We start from the raw sequence: 18,630 nt of genomic DNA, 5'->3' as shown, positions 1-18,630 counted from the left end.
TGCAGCCCTTCGTCTTTTATAAGGTCGTTCCCTGCCGGACCGGCGTGCCGTTAGCCGGCCGCAGCCACTGTCAGTCCGGTCTCGGCCACCAGGCCGTCGCCGTCCAGTCCGTCGGTGGCCCGGTCCACCAGCACCGTGTCACCGTCGCTGATCTTTCCGGCCAGGATGCCCCGGGCCAGTTTGTCGCCGATCTCGCGCTGCACCAGGCGGCGCAGGGGCCTGGCACCGTAGGCCGGATCGTAGCCGGTAAGCGCCAGCCATTCACGGGCCGCGTCGGTGACGTCCAGTACCAGCCGGCGCTCGTGCAGGCGGGCGGCAAGCGCCCTCACCTGGATGTCGACAATCCGGGTCAGGTCCTCCAGGCTCAGCGGGTCGAACAGGATGACATCGTCCAGGCGGTTGAGGAACTCGGGCTTGAAGTTGGCGTTGACCATGGCCATCACCGATTCCCGTTTCTGGTCCTCATTCATGCCCGGGTCCACCAGGAACTGCGAGCCGAGGTTGGACGTGAGGATGAGGATGACGTTCCGGAAATCCACCGTACGGCCCTGCCCGTCCGTGAGGCGTCCGTCGTCGAGGACCTGCAGCAGAATGTCGAAAACGTCCGGGTGCGCCTTCTCCACCTCGTCCAGCAGGATCACTGAATACGGCCGGCGGCGCACCGCTTCGGTGAGCTGGCCACCCTCTTCGTATCCCACGTATCCGGGGGGTGCTCCCACCAGGCGGGACACGGCGTGCTTCTCGGAGTACTCGCTCATATCGATGCGGACCATGGCCCGCTCATCATCAAAGAGGAAGTCTGCGAGCGCCTTGGCGAGTTCGGTCTTGCCCACGCCGGTGGGGCCCAGGAAGAGGAAGGAGCCGGTGGGGCGGTCCGGGTCGCTGACGCCGGCCCGCGACCTGCGGACAGCATCCGATACTGCAGCCACCGCTTTGGTCTGTCCGATCAGCCGCGACCCGATGACTTCTTCCATGTCCAGCAGTTTCTGGGATTCCCCCTGCAGCATCCGGCCTGCCGGAATGCCGGTCCAGGCCGAAACCACTTCGGCGATGTCGTCCGCCGTGACCTCCTCGGAGACCATCAGCTCCTGGGCCTCGTCACCATATTTGCTCGCCTCTGCCTGCTGGGCGGCTTCGAGCTCCTTCTGCAGGGCGGGAATCTCGCCGTAGAGGATTCGCGACGCCTCGGTGAGGTCACCGTCGCGCTGGGCTTTTTCCGCCAGGCCGCGCAGTTCGTCCACCTTGGCCTTCAGGTCGCCCACCCGGTTCAGGCCGGCCTTTTCAGCTTCCCAGCGGGCATTGAGGGCAGCCAGTTGCTCCTTTCGGTTGGCCATGTCTTCACGCAGCACTTCCAGCCGCTCGATGGAGGCCTGGTCGGTTTCGTTGGCCAGGGCCAGTTCCTCCATGGTCAGGCGGTCAACGGCACGCCGGAGCTCATCGATTTCCTCCGGCGCGGAATCGATTTCCATCCGCAGCCGGGAAGCGGCTTCATCCACCAGGTCAATGGCCTTGTCCGGCAGCTGCCGCCCGGTGATGTACCGGTTGGACAGGGTGGCTGCGGCGACAAGGGCCGAGTCCGCGATGGCAACCTTGTGGTGTGCCTCGTAGCGTTCCTTGAGCCCGCGGAGGATGCCGATAGTATCCGGCACGCTGGGCTCGCCAACGTAAACCTGCTGGAAGCGGCGCTCCAGCGCTGCGTCCTTCTCGATATTCTCCCGGTACTCATCCAGGGTGGTGGCGCCAATCAGCCGCAGCTCGCCCCGGGCCAGCATCGGCTTGAGCATGTTGCCGGCGTCCATGGACCCTTCCGCTGCGCCGGCACCCACCACCGTGTGCAGTTCGTCGATAAAGGTGACAATCTGCCCTTCAGCGTTGGAAATCTCTTCGAGTACGGCCTTGAAGCGTTCCTCGAACTCACCACGGTACTTGGCGCCGGCCACCATGGACCCGAGGTCCAGCGACAGCAGGGTTTTGCCATTCAGCGACTCCGGCACGTCTCCGGCCACAATGCGCTGGGCGAGCCCTTCGACGACGGCGGTCTTGCCAACACCGGGCTCGCCGATGAGCACAGGGTTGTTCTTGGTCCGGCGGCTCAGGACCTGGATGACACGGCGGATTTCCGCATCCCGGCCGATCACCGGGTCCAGCTTGCCCGAGCGGGCCATCTCGGTCAGGTCCGTACTGAATTTCTCCAGTGCCTGGAAGGTGTTCTCCGGATCAGCGTTGGTCACTTTACGATCTCCTCTTACGGATGGAAGCACGGCGATGAGGGCATCATGGCCCGCGTTGTTCTCACGCAAAACCTTGCCCGCCGGCCCGCTGTCGAGGGACAGCCCCAGCAGGAGGTGCTCGGTGGAGACGAAAGCGTCCCCCAGCTGTTCCGCCTCCTGCTGTGCGGCGTTTATAACCTGGAGCAGGGGACGGGAGAACTGCGGCTGGGCCACTGAAGATCCGGAGGAGGAAGGGAGCTGGTGGATGGCGCTGCTGGCTCCGGCACTGACCGTGTCCACGTTGACCCCGGCGGCCTTAAGCAGCGCGACGGCAACGCCCTGCCGCTGGTCCATCAGCGCTTTGAGCAGATGGGAGGGTTCGATCTGCGGATTTCCGGCAGTGTTCGCGTTCATGGCCGCAGCCGAGAGCGCTTCCTGGCTCTTGTTCGTGAATTTGGTGTCCACGGTGGCTCCTCAAAACCTGGGCAGATTCAGCTTTAGCGGTGCTGCTCTAACAAAGTTGAGTCTAATTAGCTCAACTTTGAAAGTAAAGTTATCCACAGCACATCCACCGGCGGACCGGGGTTTTCTGCGGGTGCTCCGGTTCCGCCATTTTGCGGACCGGTCCCAGCCGAAAACTAGAGGGCATGCTCCTGGTCAAAGTCATCCGCGGCCCGTCGCCACCGCGCATTCCGCGCCTCGAACAGCTCCCCCATTGCCTCGTCGGGGCTGAGGTCCGGCATCAGTCCCAGTGCCTTCTCCGGCACCCGGCCCTCCACATACTCTTCCAACTGGTCCAGGAAATACTCCCACCCGGCCCCTCCGGTCCACAGCCCGCCGGCCGGGTCGGAGGTGAGGGCAAACCCCTTGCGCACTGATGCGTAGCGGAGCTCAATCCGCGTTCGGCTGTCCTCTGCCGCCAACCGGAACTCAAGCTCCGCCGGATGCCTCTCCCCCCGGGCCCAGGACACGGTCATCAGGCGGGGAGCATCGCAGCGCAGAATGTCACCGTGGGAACCATCCGGGAGATTCCAGGTGCCGCCCCGGCGAAGGTCCCCGTCAGGTGTACCCAGCCACTGCCCCAACCGCTCCGGGACAGTCAGGGCGGACCATACGTCCCCAATGGGCCATCCGATTTCGCGCACCATAACCACCATGAGCGCATGGCCGGCCTGGATCTGCCGGCGGCCCATGGAGCGTTCCGTTTTGTCCAGAATTATGTCCAGATCGGACATCCGCCCACTCCTCTTTCGAACAACCCGCAACCGCCCAGAGCCGGCATCAGCCGTCGGCGCCGACAGGCTGTCAGCCGGAATTTCCCGTGGAAGCAGCTTGTGGTGTTGGCCACAAAAGTGCCATTTCCAAAAAACGGTAGCAGGGAAACCAGGGTGTGCACAGGGCTCACCGGCTGCCGGGAGCCAGCCGGGACCAGGGCTTCGCCCGACGGCCCTGACGTGGAGGAATGTGACCCATATCTAAGGAATCGAGGGGGCGTCGAGGGCTTTGATAGATTCGAAAATGCCTCCGGATGTGCTTTGCCACTGCCGCTGCCACCGTGAGTCCTGCCGCAGAGTTGCAGCAGGCCGGTGCGCTGCCGCGGCCACATTCAGTGTTTCCCGGCTGCCGGAGCGCCTTTTACAACCCCAAAGCAACCCGAAGGACTGACCCCCCAATGAGCAAACTTGCGGAACCGGAGACAGCGGAGACCGCTGTGCCGCGAACCCGGGTAAACAAGACGGTCTTCATCGGTTCAGCTACCGGAATCCTCGCCATCGCCCTGTGGGCCATGCTGGCCGCCGACAACGCTGAGACGGTCATCGGCTCCATGGTGGGTTGGGTCTCCAAGAACATGGGCTGGTACTACTTCCTGGTGGTCAGCCTCGTTGTGGTTTTTGTTCTGGTCACAGCACTGACACGCGTGGGCAAGACCAAGCTGGGCCCTGACCACTCCAAACCGCAGTTCGGCGTCTTCACCTGGGCGTCCATGCTTTTTGCCGCAGGCATCGGGATTGACCTGATGTTCTTCTCGGTCTCGGAGCCGGTCACCCAGTATCTGGCGCCGCCCACCGGGGACGGCGCCACCGCGGAGGCCGCCCGGCAGGCACTGGTGCTGACACTGTTCCACTACGGAATCACCGGGTGGGCGCTGTACGCACTGATGGGCCTGGCACTGGGCTACTTCGCCTACCGGCACAACCTGCCCCTGAGCATCCGTTCGGCCCTGTATCCGATCTTCGGCAGGAAAATCGATGGTCCGCTCGGCCACGGCGTGGATATTGCCGCCCTGCTCGGCACCATCTTCGGCATCGCCACGTCCCTCGGCATCGGCGTCGTCCAGCTGAACTACGGCCTGAGCTTTATGTTCGGGCTGCCCGAAAACCTGACCGTGCAAATCGCACTGATTGCACTTTCCGTCATCATGGCCACCGTCTCAGTGGTTTCCGGCGTTGAGAAGGGCATCCGGCGGCTGTCCGAACTCAACGTCATCCTCGCCGTCTGCCTGATGCTGTTTGTGCTCATCGCAGGCAAAACCAACTTCCTGCTCGACGGGATTGTCCAGAACATCGGTGACGTCCTGAGCCGTTTCCCCGCCATGACCATGGACACCATGGCCTATGACCGTCCGGACGCGTGGCTCAGCTCCTGGACATTGTTCTTCTGGGCCTGGTGGATTGCCTGGGCTCCGTTCGTGGGCCTGTTCCTGGCCCGGATTTCGCGCGGCCGCACCATCCGGCAGTTTGTGCTGGGCACCATGGTTGTCCCGTTCGCCTTCATCCTGCTGTGGATCTCCATCTTCGGCAATTCCGCCCTGGAGCTGGTGATGGGCGGCAACGCGGCATTCGGCGAAGTGGCCATGAACCAGCCCGAACGGGCCTTCTACGGACTGCTGGAGCAGTACCCGTGGGCGCCGGCCACAGCGGCCATCGCCACCTTCACCGGACTGCTGTTCTACGTGACATCCGCAGACTCCGGTGCCCTGGTCATGGCCAACTTCACCTCTCACCTCAAGGACGCGGATTCCGACGGCCCCAAGTGGCTGCGGGTCTTCTGGGCCGTGGTGACCGGCCTGCTCACCCTGGCCATGCTGATGGTTGGCGGTGTCACCACCCTGCAGAACGCCACCATCATCATGGGACTGCCGCTGTCCATCCTGCTGCTGTTCATCATGCTGGGCGTATACAAGGCCCTGCGGGTGGAGAACTCCCTGACGGACAGTTACCGCGCCTCCCTGCCGAGCATCATTGCCGGCCGCAGCCTGGACGCGCGCAGCGGACGCAGCTGGCGCCAGCGACTCTCCCGCGTGATGACCTACCCGGGTCCGCGGCAGGTGGAACGCTTCATCGAAACCGTTGCCCGCCCTGCCCTGCAGGAAGTCCACGACGAACTCAAGGAACGCGGCGCCGACGTCGCGCTCTGCGAAGGCGAGGCGGCACCGCACGGCATCCATCACCTGGACCTGCAGGTGGGAATGGCCGAGGAACGCGTTTTCAAATACCAGATCTACCCCGTGCAGTACGACACCCCGTCCTACGCCACCAACGCGTCGGCGGACAGCAAGTACTTCCGCATGGAGGTGTTCTCCCTTGAGGGCAGCCACGGCTACGACCTCATGGGCTACACGAAGGAACAGGTCATCACCGATGTCCTGGACCACTACGAGACCCACCTGGAGTTCCTGCACCTCAACCGAGAGGTGCCGGGCAATACCTCCATCACGGAGGACCAGGTTCCGAAAGACAACTGGGAAGCTGACTTTGTCAGCGAGGAGGGACGAGCATGACAACGGCCACTTTGTTCATCGACGGAGCATGGGTGCCCGCATCCGACGGCGGCATCCGCGAGATCCACAACCCGGCCGACGGCGAGTTCGTCGCCGCTGTCTCCGAGGCGACCCGTGAAGACACCGAACGGGCGATCGCCGCGGCCAAGGCGGCGTGGGAGCGCGGGGAATGGTCCTCCGTGCCGGCTCCGGAGCGCGGGGACTTCCTGCTGAAGGTCGCTGCCCGGCTGCGCGAGCGGAAGGATGAATTTGCCCGTGCGGAGACGCTGGACACCGGCAAGCGCCTGGTGGAAAGCGAAATCGACATGGATGACATCGCTGCCTGCTTCAGCTACTTCGGCAAGATCGCCGCATCCAACGCGGGCCGGATGGTGGACGCAGGCAACAACGACGTCGTCAGCCGGATCGAGTACGAACCCGTGGGTGTCTGCGGGCTGATCGCCCCGTGGAACTACCCCCTGCTGCAGGCAGCATGGAAGATCGCACCCGCACTGGCAGCCGGTTGCACCTTCATCCTTAAGCCCTCCGAGCTGACCCCGCACACCGCCATCCTGATGATGCAGGTGCTCGAGGAACTCGGCCTGCCCCGCGGCGTTGCCAACCTGGTGCTCGGCGCCGGGCCCGTGGCCGGAGCACCGCTCTCCGAGTCCCCGGACGTGGACCTGGTCTCCTTCACCGGCGGCGTGGCCACCGGCAAGATCATCGCCGCCGCCGCGGCCAAGACCGTGAAGAAGGTCGCCCTGGAACTGGGCGGCAAGAACCCCAACGTTATTTTCGCCGACGCCGACTTCGACGCCGCACTGGACAACGCCCTGAACGCCGCCTTTGTCCACTCCGGCCAGGTCTGCTCAGCCGGTGCCCGGCTGCTGGTTGAGGAACCGATTGCCGAACGTTTCGTAGATGAGCTGGTACGCCGCGCCGAAATGATCCGGATGGGCGGACCCTTCGACGAAAAGGCCGAAACCGGGCCGCTGATCTCCGCCGCGCACCGTGACAAGGTCACCGCCTACGTCAACAAGGCAGTGGAGGAAGGCGCCCGTATCCGCTGCGGCGGCACCTGGGGTACCGGGGACCTGGAAAAGGGCTTCTACTACGCCCCGACCGTGCTGGACAACGTCAAGCGCGGCGGCTCCTCCCTGATGGATGAAGCCTTCGGCCCGGTCGTCACGGTGGAAACCTTTAACGGCGAAGACGAGGCCGTGGAACTGGCCAATGACACCGACTACGGGCTGGCCGGAGCCGTCTGGACGCAGGACGCCGGCAAGAGCCAGCGCGTTGCCCGCCGGATGCGCGCCGGCACCGTCTGGATCAATGACTTCCACCCGTACCTGCCGCAGGCCGAATGGGGCGGCTACGGACAGTCCGGCATCGGCCGTGAACTGGGCCCCACGGGACTGGGCGAATACCAGGAAGCCAAGCACATTTACCAGAACATCAACCCGCAGGTGACCGGCTGGTTCACCGATCACGGAAAGGGCTAGGACCTTATGGCTGAGAAGACGGAATTCGACTACATCGTGGTCGGCGGCGGGTCCGCCGGCGCGGCTGTAGCGGCCCGCCTGAGCGAAGATCCCGACGTCGAGGTGGCACTGGTCGAGGCCGGGCCCGATGACCGCGGGCTCGATGAGATCCTGCAGCTGGACCGCTGGATGGAGCTCCTGGAATCCGGCTACGACTGGGATTACCAGATTGAACCGCAGGAAAACGGCAACTCCTTTATGCGCCATGCCCGGGCCAAGGTGATGGGCGGGTGTTCCAGCCACAACTCCTGCATTGCCTTCTGGGCTCCCCGCGAAGACATTGACGAGTGGGAAACCAAGTTTGGCGCCGAGGGATGGAACGCCAAGATGGCCTGGGAGCTGTACCGGAAGCTTGAGTCCAATGAGGACGCCGGCCCCGATGCACCCCATCACGGCGATTCCGGTCCCGTGCACCTGATGAACATCCCCGCCAATGATCCGTGCGGCGTCGCCCTGCTGGACGCCTGCGAGCAGTCCGGCATCCCGCGGGTTAAGTTCAACACCGGGGAAACCGTGATTAACGGCGCCAACTTCTTCCAGATCAACCGCCGTGCCGACGGGACCCGTTCCTCCTCCTCCGTCTCCTACATCCACCCGATCATGGAGCGGAAGAACTTCACCCTGCTCACCGGGTACCTGGCCAAGGAACTGACCTTCGACGACGCGAACCGCTGCACCGGCGTCGACGTCGTTGACAACCCGTTTGGCCGTGCCAAGCACCTGGGTGCCCGCCGGGAGGTCATTGTTTCCGCCGGAGCCATCGACTCCCCGAAGCTGCTGATGCTCTCCGGCATCGGCCCGAAGGAACATCTTCAGGAGCGGGGCGTTGAGGTCCGGGTGGATTCCCCCGGAGTCGGCGAGAACCTGCAGGACCATCCTGAAGGCGTGATCCAGTGGGAGGCGAAGAAGCCGATGCCCGAAACCTCCACCCAGTGGTGGGAGATCGGTGTCTTCACTCCCACCGAGGACGGGTTGGACCGTCCGGACCTGATGTTCCACTACGGTTCGGTGCCGTTTGACATGCATACCCTGCGCCACGGCTACCCCACCACGGAGAACGGTTTCTGCCTGACTCCGAATGTTACCCATGCCCGTTCCCGCGGCACGGTCCGGCTGCGGAGCCGGGACTTCCGGGACAAGCCGATGGTGGATCCGCGCTACTTCACCGACCCGCACGATATGCGGGTCATGGTGGCCGGCATCAAAAAGGCCCGCGAGATCGTGGCCCAGCCGGCCATGGCCGAATGGGCCGGCGAGGAGCTGTACCCGGGCAAGGAGGTGCAGACGGACGAGCAGATCGCCGAGTACATCAAAAAAACGCACAACACCGTCTACCACCCGGCCGGAACCGTACGGATGGGCGCCGCTGACGATCCGATGGCTCCGCTGGACCCGCAGCTGCGGGTCAAGGGCGTCACCGGACTGCGGGTCGCCGATGCATCGGCGATGCCGGAACTGGTGACCGTCAACCCGAACATCACCACCATGATGATCGGTGAGCGCTGCGCGGAGCTGGTGAAGGCAGACCGCACCGCCTAGTATTCCGCGCGACGTAACAAAGGGCGGCCGGAGAGCATCCGGCCGCCCTTTGTGCGTGTCAGCGGGCATCTTCCGTCACCCTGCACGGGTAGCCTGTCCGGATGGGGAAAAACCGTGCAACCGTTTCCGTACTCGCCGCTGCCCTGGCCTTCACTCTGGTGTCCTGTTCCGCGGACAAACCTGCCCCGGACGACGCCGCCGCCGAGTTGGCACGCGGACTGAGCGGTGCCGATGTTTCGGGGTCGGCGTTCACCGCCGGGACCGCCGCAGAGGTGAACACCGAGCTGGAGACCCTGCTGGCGGGTATGGGCCCGGTCCGTCCCGCCGTGACCGTGGCCGGTGTGGACGAGGATCCCGGGGATGACGACGCCGCCACCGCCCGGCTGGCCTATGCCTGGGACGTCAACGGCGATTCAACACCCGACTGGAATTACGAGAGCACCGCCCAGCTTCGCCGCGGCGACGACGGCGCCTGGCTGGTGGAGTGGTCACCTTCAGTCCTGTTCGATTCACTGCAGGACGGCGATAAGCTGGTCCGCACCGCCAATGCCCTGATCCCCCGCGCGGACATCCTGGACCGCAACGGGAAACCCCTGATGGGCGCCCGGCCGGTGCTGCGGATCGGCATCAGCAAACCGGATGTGCCGGAGGGGCTGCAGGCAACCTCCGCCGCTGCCCTCGCCGAGCTGGCCGGACTGGATCCGGCCGCCTACACCGCACAGGTTGAGGCCTCCGGGCCGGAGGCCTTCGTCGAAGCCATTGTCCAGCGCGCGGAGGCGGAGGGCCCGGTCACCGTCGCCGACGTCGAAGCCATTCCCGGCGCGGTTGCCCTGCCGTCCGAACGGGTCCTGGCACCCACCCGGGAGTTTGCACGGGCGCTGCTGGGGACCGTGGGCGAAGCCACAGCGGAACTGATCGAAAACTCCGAAGGCCGGCTGGCGCCCGGTGACACCGCCGGACTCTCCGGCCTGCAGCAGCAGTACGACGAACAGCTGCGGGGCAGCGACGGAGTGGAAATCACGGTGGAAAGCGCCGACGGTGCCAGCACCAGCGTGATGACCCTTGACCCCGAGCCCGGCACCAGCCTGCAGACAACCCTCGATCCCGGGCTGCAGACGCTCGCCGAGTCCGTCCTGGCAGATGAGCCCTCGGCGTCGGCCATCGTTGCCATCCAGCCCTCCACCGGTGAGATCCTCACCGTCGCCAACGGCCCCGGCAGCGAAGGCCAGCAGACGGCCCTGCTGGGCCAGTACCCGCCCGGCTCCACCTTCAAGACCGCTACGGCGCTTGCCATGCTGCGCACCGGCACCACGGAGGAGACCACCGTCCAGTGTCCGGCCGAGCTCACCGTGGACGGGCGGCGGTTCGCCAACGTACCCGGTTACCCGGCCGCGGCGACCGGCGACATTCCACTGCGCACTGCGTTCGCCAATTCCTGCAACACCGCGTTCCTCAATGCACGGGACAGCGTGTCCCAGCAGAACCTCGCGGCAGCAGCGGCAGATCTGGGGATAGGTGTTGAGGCGTCCCTCGGCACGCCGGCCTTCTTCGGGTCCGTTCCTGCCGCTGCAGAGGGAACCGCCCATGCGGCGTCGCTGATCGGCCAGGGCGAAATACTCGTCAGCCCGCTGGCGATGGCCGTGGCAGGCGCGTCCATCAGCACCGGCGAACGCGTTGCCCCCTCACTCATCCGCAACGGCACGGCTGACGGCGATTCTGCTGCCCCCTCCCCTGACACGACCTCGTCCGCCGCTGCGCCGGGCAACCTGACTCCGGCCGAGGCTGAGTCACTGCGGCAGATGATGCGCGCGGTGGTCACCGAGGGCGGTGTGCAGATGCTGGGTGAGGTGCCCGGGGATCCGGTGCTGGCCAAGACCGGCACCGCGGAATTCGGCAGCGAGGATCCGCCGCAGACCCACGCCTGGGTGCTTGCCCTCCAGGGCGATTTGGCCGTGGCGGTGTTCGTGGAGCAGGGCGAACGCGGTTCCACCTCGGGCGGACCGCTGATGAAGGCCTTCCTGGAAGGCGTGCCCCGGGGTTAGTACTGCCCGCTAGCCGCCCCGGGTTAGGCCTGCCCGGGGTTAGTACTGCCCCGGCTGCTGGTACGGCCCGGGCTGTGGGTACTGTCCCGGCACCGTCCGCCCGGCATACCCCGGCTGCCGGTAGGCGTTTCCTGCATAGGGAGTGATCTGCCAGCTATCCGTAGGCACAATGACCTTTCCCAGCGGCATCAGGGAAATGGGCACCATCTTCAGGTTCGCGATCCCCAGCGGAATGCCGACAATGCTGACGAACATCGGAATGGCGGTGACCACGTGGCCGATGGCAATCCAGATCCCTGCCAGCAGCAGCCAGATGATGTTGCCCACCAGGCTCAGCGGACCGGAGAATCCGCCGCGGTCAACCACTGTCCGGCCGAAGGGCCAGAGGGCGTAGTTAGCGATCCGGAAGGAGGCTATGCCGAACGGAATCGTCACGATCAGCAGGCAGCAGAGCACCCCTGCCAGCGCATACCCCAGCGCCAGCCAGATGCCGCCGAACAGGAGCCAGATGACATTCAGGATCGCTTTCATCCACCCATTCTTCTCCACCGGCCATTGTTAAGCCACGGCCCCGGGCCTGCTTGGCCGCGCCGGGCCCCGCTGGCCTAGACTGGCGGCATGCCGACCTCCGAAGAAGCCACCGCAGACCAACTCACTTCCAACCAGTGCTGGGACTACATCCGGCGGGCACAGTTCGGCCGGCTGGCCGTCATTGTGGACGGGCGGCCGGAGATTTTCCCGATCAACTTTGCCGTGGACCACGGCAGCGTGGTTTTCCGCACCGCCGCGGGCACCAAGCTCTCCGGCGCACTGTCCGGAAACACCGTCGCCTTCGAAATCGACGGCTATGATGACAACCTTTCCTCCGCCTGGAGCGTGGTCCTCAAGGGCACCGCTTCCCTGCTGGCGGACAATGAGGACCTTCTGGCTTCCGAAGACCTGCCACTGTTCCCCTGGCAGGCGGGTACCAAAAACGCATTTGTGCGGATTGACCCGGAGGTGACTTCCGGACGCCGGTTCATCATTTCCAACGTCGCGCGCCGCAACGTCCTGCGCGGCATGGGCCTGTACACCGAGTAGGTACGCTGCCCGGACACAACGAAAAGGCGCCGCTTCCCGAGGGGAGGCGGCGCCTTTTTCTTTGCCAGTGCCTGGGGCACTGGCAATTATTTAGCGTGAACGGCGCTCGTTGGATGCCGGAGCGGTAGCGCGGCGGGAACCGGCGGCACGTGCCGGACGGCCGGCAGCAGTTCCGCCGGAACGCTGGCCGGCGCCTGCACCTTCAGCGCGCTGGCCCGTGGCGGGGCGGCGGTTGCGTCCGGAGGCCGTGGCTGCGCCGGCGCTTGTGCGGCGGCCTTCCACGGCGCGGGCCGGACGCTGGGTGCGTGCGCCGTCACCGGCGGCTGCGCGGTCATTGCGTTCGCTGCGGTCCATCCGCTCGGGGCGTTCGGCAGAGACGCGGCCGCGTCCGCCGTTGCCGCCGCGTCCGCCGGCGCGGGGGGCGCTGGTGCCGCGGGCGGCGCGCTTGCGCTGGGCGTTGGCGCCGGTGGAACGGCCGCCGCCCTGCTGCGGGGACTTGGCCGCGAGCTGCGCGGCGCGGACGTGCGGGTCCACCACGGCAGCGCGTTCGCCGATGAGCTTGGCGATTGACGGTGAGTTGTGGCTGACCTTTTCAATGGAGACGTCCACACCGGCTGCCTTCATCAGCTTGGACACTTCGCTCTTCTGCTCCGGAAGGGTCAGGGTCACCACGGTGCCGTCGGAACCGGCGCGGGCGGTACGGCCCGAGCGGTGCAGGTACGCCTTGTGTTCCGTGGGCGGATCGATGTGGACCACAAGCTCCACGTCATCCACGTGCACGCCGCGGGCGGCGACGTCAGTGGCGACCAGGACGCGGACATCGCCGGAAGCGAATTCGGCCAGGTTCCGGTCACGGGCGTTCTGGGACAAGTTGCCGTGAAGATCCACCGTGGGGATGCCGCTGTCCGTAAGGAACTTGGCCATCTTGCGGGCGTGGTGCTTGGTGCGCATGAACATGATGCGGCGGCCCTGGCCGGAGGCCAGTTCCTTGACCAGCAGCTTCTTGGCGGTCTGGTCCTGGACCAGCAGCACGTGGTGTTCCATGGTGGTGACTGCGGCCTGCGGGTCATCCACGGAGTGCGTCAGCGGGTTGGACAGGTAGCGGCGGACGAGCTTGTCCACGCCGTTGTCCAGGGTGGCGGAGAAGAGCATACGCTGGCCCTTTTCCGGGGTGCGGTCCAGCAGTCGCTGGACCACCGGAAGGAAGCCGAGATCGGCCATGTGGTCGGCCTCGTCCAGCACGGTGATTTCCACGGACTCGAGGCTGATGACCTTCTGCTTCATCAGGTCTTCGAGCCGGCCGGGGCAGGCGATGACGATGTCGACGCCGGCCTTCAGCGCCTTTTCCTGGCGCTGCTGGGAGACGCCGCCGTAGATCACGGTGGTGTTCAGGCCCAGTTCCTTGGCCAGCGGTTCGATCACGTTGTTGATCTGGGTGGCCAGCTCGCGGGTCGGTGCCAGGACCAGGCCCAGCGGGCGGTTGGGCCGGCGGCGGTAGGCGGCTTCGGCGTCGGCCAGCCGGGCAACCAGCGGGAGCGAGAATGCGAGGGTCTTGCCCGAGCCGGTGCGGCCGCGGCCCAGGACGTCGCGTCCCTTGAGGGTGTCCGGGAGGGTCTCCACCTGAATGGGGAAAGGCTCGGCAATTCCGGCAGCGGCGAGGGAGGAAACAAGCGCCTTGGGCACGCCAAGGGCAGCAAAAGTAGTCATTAAAAGACAGGCAACTTTCGGTAAGTGGCCCCCAACGCCGTTTGGGCCGGGGGTTCGCCGAAGAAAAGTCAGACAGTGTCTACCGCACTAACAGGCGGGACAAAAGAAAGCGTTCATCGACGCAGGCTGGACTGCTTACACACACGGTTTTTACGCCGTGGCAGGACCAACATCTCCCACCAGCTTACCTGCTGGGGGGAAGTTTCCTAATTCGACGGCCAGCCGCAGTGAACTTTGGGGGCACGCCAGCCGATAGCATTAAGGGTAATGACTACTGAACCAGCCCTGCCCGACGCCACCGACACCGCTGACACCGAGGACCGGCATTTCCGCTCGCCTGTCTCGTTTGTCCGCCGCGGCTCCCGGTTGCAGGGCCGGCGCCAGCAGGCGTGGGATGAACTCTCGGACCGCTTCGTGGTGGACGTGCCGCGTGATGAAGCAGACACCTCCGTGCACCCGGACTATGTCTTCGACGCCACGGCCGAGTTTGGCCGCACCGCTCCCCTCGTCGTCGAGATCGGGTCCGGCCTTGGCGAGGCAGTCACGCACGCTGCCGAGGCAAATCCGGACAAGGACTTCCTGGCCGTGGAGGTCTATCTGCCGGGTCTGGCGCAGACGCTGCAGCGGATCGGGCAGAAGGGCCTGACCAACGTGCGGGTGGTCCAGGCCAACGCGCCGGAGGTGCTGACCACCATGCTGCCCGCCGGGTCCGTTGACGAGGTCTGGGTATTCTTCCCGGACCCCTGGCACAAGACCCGCCACCACAAGCGGCGCCTGGTCAAGGAATCCTTCGCCGAACTGGTGGCGCGGGTCCTGGTTCCCGGTGGCACGTGGCGCCTGGCCACGGACTGGTCCGACTACGCCGTGCAGATGCGCGAGGTCCTCGATGCCTCTTCCCTGTTCGGGAACCTGCACGCCGGTGAGCGGGCCGGGGCGGACAGCCCGCTGACGCGGGTCCGCCGGGAAGGCCTGGAAAACAAGGCCCCGGAGGACGACGTCGATGAGCGCGGTGGTTGGGCCCCCCGCTTTGAGGGCCGCACGCTCACCAGCTTCGAGAACAAGGCGCACCAGGCAGGCCGGCTCATCTTCGACCTCGCCTACCGGCGCGTCTAGCGGCGCCTAGCCCGGCTCCCCCGCGGGTACGGCCGGGTTTACGGCGGCCACCGCATCCGCGTAGCGTCCCTCCGTTTCGGCAAAACGAAGGAATTTCACGGCGTCGACCAGGATTTCCCGGGCGTCGGGCTGTGTCTCGAGCAGGGCCATGACTTCGTCGGCGAAATCGTCGAGCGGGAGGTAACGCTCGTTCACCGACCCGCCGGGCATCAACTCGGTCTGCACCGCCGGCGGCACCAGCTCAATCACCTGGACCGGGGTATCTGCCAGCTGCAGGCGGATGGTTTCGGTGAACCGGTGGATAAAGGCCTTCGTGCCGTTGTAGGTGGGCGTGGACATCAGCGGTGTGTGGGCCAGACCGGACGAAACAGTAATGATCGCAGCCTCCTCCCGGGTCTGCAGCTGCCCGATGAATGCTGCCATCAGGCGCAGGGGTCCGTTGATGTTCGTGTTCACCATCCGCTCGGCCCGGGCCAGGAACCCACCGTCGTGGACGTCCTCCGGTGCCATGATTCCCGCCATGGCGATCAGGACATTCAGCTCCGGATAGCGTTCCAGCACCGCATCCCGGGCCGCCGGCACGGAGTCCGGGTCCGTGGTGTCAATAACCACGGTACCGAAGCCGTGATCGGCAGCGAGCTCTGCCAGGACGTCGGTCCGCCGCCCGCCGATGATGACTTTGTTGCCGGCAGCCTGCAGGCGGAGGGCCAGCGCGAGGCCGATACCGGAGGTGGCGCCGGGAATGAAGATGGTGTTTCCGTAAAATGTTCATGCTCCAAGTCTTGGCCGGGCGGCCGACGGGCGGCAGAGGAGCGTTTGTCGTAGGATTCCCGGTCCCTGTATGGAACGGCTGCGGTGGATCATGATGGAGCCATGGACCGCGCCGCACTCGCCGATTTCCTGAAGTCCCGCCGGGACGCACTGCTGCCCGAAGACGTGGGACTCTCCCCCGGCCTGCGGCGCCGGGTCTCCGGGCTGCGCCGGGATGAGGTTGCCCTCCTGGCGGGCATGTCGGTTGATTACTACACCCGGTTGGAGCAGGCACGCGGCCCCCAGCCGTCGGAGCAGCTGCTGGGCTCCCTGGCACGGGCCCTGCGGCTCAGTTATGACGAGCGGGACTACGTGTTCCGTCTGGCGGATCGGAATCCTCCGCTTCGGACCTTCCCGGATACCCACGTGGCGCCCGCCCTCCTGCGGGTGCTGGACCGGCTGGAGGATACGCCGGCCCTCGTCCTTTCCGCGCTTGGGGAAACGCTGGCCCAGAACCGGCTCGCCAAGTTGCTGTTGGGCGACCATTCGCGGTTTACCGGCCACGCCCGCAGCAGCGTTTACCGCTGGTTTACGGACCCCGCCGAACGCAGCATCTATCCGGCAGGTGACCAGGAACGGCAGGGCCGGGCGCAGGTTGCCGGGTTGCGGGTCGCCGTTTCCGGCAACGCTGCGGGAGGACGGGATGTGGTTGAGGCGCTGCTGCACCGCTCCCGGGAGTTTGACCGGATCTGGAAGTCCCACGCGGTGGCCACCCGTTTCGCCGACCATAAAACACTCCTGCATCCTGAGCTGGGCGAAATCGAGGTGGACTGCCAGACGCTGTACAGCGAGGATCGCGGGCAGGCGCTGCTGGTGCTGACCGCGCCCCCACGCAGTGAAGGGGCACAAAAGCTCGGCCTGCTCGCCGTCATTGGCCAGCAGCGGTTCACGCGGGATCGCTGATACCCTGCCCGGCCCCGCTGGTGTCTCCGGGTGGCCTGCTGTGCAAGGGTGACGGCTTTTACCGCCGGCTCTGCCGACGCCGGTTTGCCCCAGCCGTACCGGCCGCAGGAAACTGGGGGTACGGGCGGCAGCAAGCCGTCCGCCGTCCAGAAGGAATTCCCCCATGCATGAACCGAGCGATCCGCGCGTCGGCCTGTACATCGACTTCGACAACATTGTGATCTCCCGCTACCAGCAGCTGCACGGCCGCAACGCGTTCCAACGTGACGGGATCCGCAACTTCGACAAGACCAGCAGGGACGCGGATCCGGAGGTCGCTGCCCGGCTCGCCGCGGCCACCGTGGACTTCAACGCCATCATCGACTTCGCCGCGTCCTTCGGCACCCTGGTGGTTAACCGTGCCTACGCGGACTGGTCCGTGCCGGTCAATGCCAGCTACCAGCGCCAGCTGATGTCCCGGGCCGTGGACCTCACGCAGCTTTTTACCACCACCACCCGGGGCACCAAGAACGGCGCCGACATCCGCCTCGCCGTGGACGTCGTCGAGGACCTTTTCCGCCTCCCTGACCTCACGCACATCATTATTGTGGCCGGGGATTCGGACTACATTGCCCTGGCACAGAAGTCGAAGCGCCTTGGCCGGTTTGTTGTAGGCATTGGTGTCGCCGGGTCCACCAGCACCTCCCTGGCCGCGGCCTGTGACGAATTCGAAGACTACGATTCCCTGCCCGGCATTGTGAAGGCGGAGGCAGCACAGGCCGCTCCGGGATCATCACCATCCCCGGCTGAGGCCGCGATGGACCAGACCCCCAGCAAGGCGCGCAAGCTCACCGTAGTGCCCATGTTCTCGCACACCGAGGATGCCCGTTTCGAGGAACCGGACGTCGCCGAGGACATTGATCCGCGGACGCTCGCCACGGAACTGCTGGTCCGGGCGCTGAAGATCGGCCATGCCAAGGGCGATGATGAATGGCTGAACACCGGCACGGTGAAGAACCAGATGCGGCGGATGGACCCCTCCTTCAACGAGAAGCCGCTTGGCTTCCGTTCCTTTACCGACTTCCTCTCCTCGCACAGTGACCTGGTGGAACTGGACGACGACGGCCCGCAGCGGCTCATCCGGCTTCGGCCGGACGCCGGCGCCCGGGAATAGCAGCCGGCCCGGCCGGAGTGGGCCTGCAGCCTTTGCCGGTCCGGCAACGGGGTTTGCAGCCCGGCCTCCGGGCGACGCATGCAAGGTATGGAACCGACTCAAGATCCCGCCGCCACACCGGACCCGGCAACCGTTCAGGAAGACTGGGACCAGCGATACGCCGGCCGGGATGCGCTGTGGAGCGGTGAGCCCAATGGCGCACTTCTCACCGAGGTTGCCGGCATGGCTCCGGGCCGGGTGCTCGACGTGGGCTGCGGCGAGGGCGCGGATGCGCTGTGGCTGGCGGCCCGGGGCTGGGACGTCACTGCGCTGGACGTTTCACGTGTAGCGCTGGACCGGGCCGCCCGTCAGGCCGCCCAGCGGTCCCTGCAGGTGACGTGGCTGCACTCGGGACTGGTTGAAGCGGACCTTCCGGCCGGAGGCTTCGATCTGGTCTCGGCCCAGTATCCGGCGCTGCTGCGCACGGGGAATAATGCCGCCGAGCAGGCGCTGTTGCATGCGGTCGCCCCCGGCGGTGTCCTTCTGGTGGTGCATCATGCGATGCCCGCCGTTCATGAACCGCAGGACCAGGCTCCCGTCGACATGCGCGCCTACGTCCTGCCCGGCGATATTGCTGCCGCCCTGGACGGGGACTGGGCGGTGGAGGTGAATGAGACCCGCCCCCGGAGCGTCACGGCCGGCGCCGGAGCGCACCACGTCGAGGATGTGGTCCTGCGGGCACGGCGCCTGCGCTGACCCGTCGGCCCGCTACGCCCTGGCGGTCACCTCACGG

Annotated in this window: 13 protein-coding genes and 1 pseudogene; 9 read left to right on the top strand and 5 right to left on the bottom strand. The window is 65.9% G+C overall.

All coding sequences use genetic code 11. The features are described 5' to 3' along the window. Positions 1-50: 50 nt before the first annotated feature. Together clpB and QWJ37_RS03340 are read right to left on the bottom strand one after the other, a co-directional pair. Positions 51-2,675 carry an ATP-dependent chaperone ClpB gene (clpB, locus tag QWJ37_RS03345; RefSeq protein WP_227902568.1) on the bottom strand — a complete coding sequence of 875 codons (2,625 nt, stop codon included), beginning with the start codon at positions 2,673-2,675 and terminating at the stop codon, positions 51-53. Between the two features lie 173 nt (positions 2,676-2,848). Beyond that, complete coding sequence (locus tag QWJ37_RS03340) at positions 2,849-3,445, bottom strand: SRPBCC domain-containing protein (protein WP_290244077.1); 597 nt, start codon at positions 3,443-3,445, stop codon at positions 2,849-2,851. A 437-nt stretch (positions 3,446-3,882) separates the two neighbouring features. Between QWJ37_RS03340 and betT the strand changes: the two genes are divergently transcribed. From betT to QWJ37_RS03320, 4 genes are all read left to right on the top strand, one after another. Further along, complete coding sequence (gene betT / locus QWJ37_RS03335; protein WP_227902574.1) at positions 3,883-5,991, top strand: choline BCCT transporter BetT; 2,109 nt, start codon at positions 3,883-3,885, stop codon at positions 5,989-5,991. Continuing rightward, the gene (locus QWJ37_RS03330) at positions 5,988-7,472 is read left to right on the top strand and encodes an aldehyde dehydrogenase family protein (protein ID WP_227902576.1); all 1,485 of its coding nucleotides are present in this window, start codon (positions 5,988-5,990) and stop codon (positions 7,470-7,472) included. Before betT ends, QWJ37_RS03330 begins: the two co-directional genes overlap by 4 nt. Before the next feature lie 6 nt (positions 7,473-7,478). Then, a complete protein-coding gene (locus tag QWJ37_RS03325) occupies positions 7,479-9,050 on the top strand; it encodes a GMC oxidoreductase (protein ID WP_290244073.1) in 1,572 nt (523 codons plus the stop codon). A gap of 101 nt (positions 9,051-9,151) precedes the next feature. Beyond that, positions 9,152-11,092, top strand: a complete 1,941-nt coding sequence (locus QWJ37_RS03320) for a penicillin-binding transpeptidase domain-containing protein (protein ID WP_290244071.1) — start codon at positions 9,152-9,154, stop codon at positions 11,090-11,092. 159 nt (positions 11,093-11,251) lie between these two features. On the opposite strand, the pseudogene QWJ37_RS03315 reads toward QWJ37_RS03320, so the two are convergent. Continuing rightward, a pseudogene (locus tag QWJ37_RS03315) lies at positions 11,252-11,623 on the bottom strand (YccF domain-containing protein); the annotation flags it as partial. A gap of 87 nt (positions 11,624-11,710) precedes the next feature. On the opposite strand from QWJ37_RS03315, the gene QWJ37_RS03310 reads away from it, so the two are divergent. Further along, complete coding sequence (locus tag QWJ37_RS03310) at positions 11,711-12,172, top strand: pyridoxamine 5'-phosphate oxidase family protein (RefSeq protein ID WP_290244069.1); 462 nt, start codon at positions 11,711-11,713, stop codon at positions 12,170-12,172. Positions 12,173-12,262: 90 nt separating this feature from the next. Here the strand turns inward: QWJ37_RS03310 and QWJ37_RS03305 are convergent, their stop codons facing one another. Continuing rightward, entirely contained in the window at positions 12,263-13,879 is a 1,617-nt protein-coding gene (locus QWJ37_RS03305; RefSeq protein ID WP_227902594.1) for a DEAD/DEAH box helicase, read from the bottom strand. 267 nt (positions 13,880-14,146) lie between these two features. Between QWJ37_RS03305 and trmB the strand changes: the two genes are divergently transcribed. Further along, positions 14,147-14,992 carry a tRNA (guanosine(46)-N7)-methyltransferase TrmB gene (gene trmB / locus QWJ37_RS03300; RefSeq protein ID WP_227902596.1) on the top strand — a complete coding sequence of 282 codons (846 nt, stop codon included), beginning with the start codon at positions 14,147-14,149 and terminating at the stop codon, positions 14,990-14,992. A gap of 6 nt (positions 14,993-14,998) precedes the next feature. Here the strand turns inward: trmB and QWJ37_RS03295 are convergent, their stop codons facing one another. Continuing rightward, positions 14,999-15,736, bottom strand: coding sequence for an SDR family NAD(P)-dependent oxidoreductase (locus tag QWJ37_RS03295; RefSeq protein WP_290244825.1), 738 nt, complete (start codon positions 15,734-15,736; stop codon positions 14,999-15,001). 129 nt (positions 15,737-15,865) lie between these two features. Between QWJ37_RS03295 and QWJ37_RS03290 the strand changes: the two genes are divergently transcribed. The 3 genes from QWJ37_RS03290 to QWJ37_RS03280 all read left to right on the top strand — a co-directional run bounded on the left by QWJ37_RS03290 (position 15,866) and on the right by QWJ37_RS03280 (position 18,593). After that, the gene (locus QWJ37_RS03290; RefSeq protein ID WP_290244066.1) at positions 15,866-16,705 is read left to right on the top strand and encodes a helix-turn-helix transcriptional regulator; all 840 of its coding nucleotides are present in this window, start codon (positions 15,866-15,868) and stop codon (positions 16,703-16,705) included. A 163-nt stretch (positions 16,706-16,868) separates the two neighbouring features. Next, positions 16,869-17,858 carry an NYN domain-containing protein gene (locus tag QWJ37_RS03285; RefSeq protein ID WP_227902603.1) on the top strand — a complete coding sequence of 330 codons (990 nt, stop codon included), beginning with the start codon at positions 16,869-16,871 and terminating at the stop codon, positions 17,856-17,858. A gap of 87 nt (positions 17,859-17,945) precedes the next feature. Next, entirely contained in the window at positions 17,946-18,593 is a 648-nt protein-coding gene (locus QWJ37_RS03280; protein WP_227928541.1) for a class I SAM-dependent methyltransferase, read from the top strand. Positions 18,594-18,630 lie beyond the last annotated feature (37 nt).

Origin of the sequence: Arthrobacter sp. YD2 (assembly GCF_030410475.1) — a bacterium.
Taxonomy (GTDB): Bacteria; Actinomycetota; Actinomycetes; order Actinomycetales; family Micrococcaceae; genus Arthrobacter_B; species Arthrobacter_B zhangbolii.
The sequence above is the reverse complement of the archived record's forward strand: the minus strand, read 5'-3'. Positions and strand labels throughout refer to the sequence as shown.

Bases quoted from the DNA above. Each gene is read 5' to 3' on its own strand.
- trmB (WP_227902596.1), top strand. From the start codon at position 14,147: ATGACTACTGAACCAGCCCTGCCCGACGCCACCGACACCGCTGACACC.
- QWJ37_RS03320 (WP_290244071.1), top strand. From the start codon at position 9,152: ATGGGGAAAAACCGTGCAACCGTTTCCGTACTCGCCGCTGCCCTGGCC.
- QWJ37_RS03310 (WP_290244069.1), top strand. From the start codon at position 11,711: ATGCCGACCTCCGAAGAAGCCACCGCAGACCAACTCACTTCCAACCAG.
- QWJ37_RS03290 (WP_290244066.1), top strand. From the start codon at position 15,866: ATGGACCGCGCCGCACTCGCCGATTTCCTGAAGTCCCGCCGGGACGCA.
- QWJ37_RS03340 (WP_290244077.1), bottom strand. From the start codon at position 3,445: ATGTCCGATCTGGACATAATTCTGGACAAAACGGAACGCTCCATGGGC.
- betT (WP_227902574.1), top strand. From the start codon at position 3,883: ATGAGCAAACTTGCGGAACCGGAGACAGCGGAGACCGCTGTGCCGCGA.
- QWJ37_RS03325 (WP_290244073.1), top strand. From the start codon at position 7,479: ATGGCTGAGAAGACGGAATTCGACTACATCGTGGTCGGCGGCGGGTCC.
- QWJ37_RS03330 (WP_227902576.1), top strand. From the start codon at position 5,988: ATGACAACGGCCACTTTGTTCATCGACGGAGCATGGGTGCCCGCATCC.
- QWJ37_RS03285 (WP_227902603.1), top strand. From the start codon at position 16,869: ATGCATGAACCGAGCGATCCGCGCGTCGGCCTGTACATCGACTTCGAC.
- QWJ37_RS03305 (WP_227902594.1), bottom strand. From the start codon at position 13,879: ATGACTACTTTTGCTGCCCTTGGCGTGCCCAAGGCGCTTGTTTCCTCC.
- QWJ37_RS03280 (WP_227928541.1), top strand. From the start codon at position 17,946: ATGGAACCGACTCAAGATCCCGCCGCCACACCGGACCCGGCAACCGTT.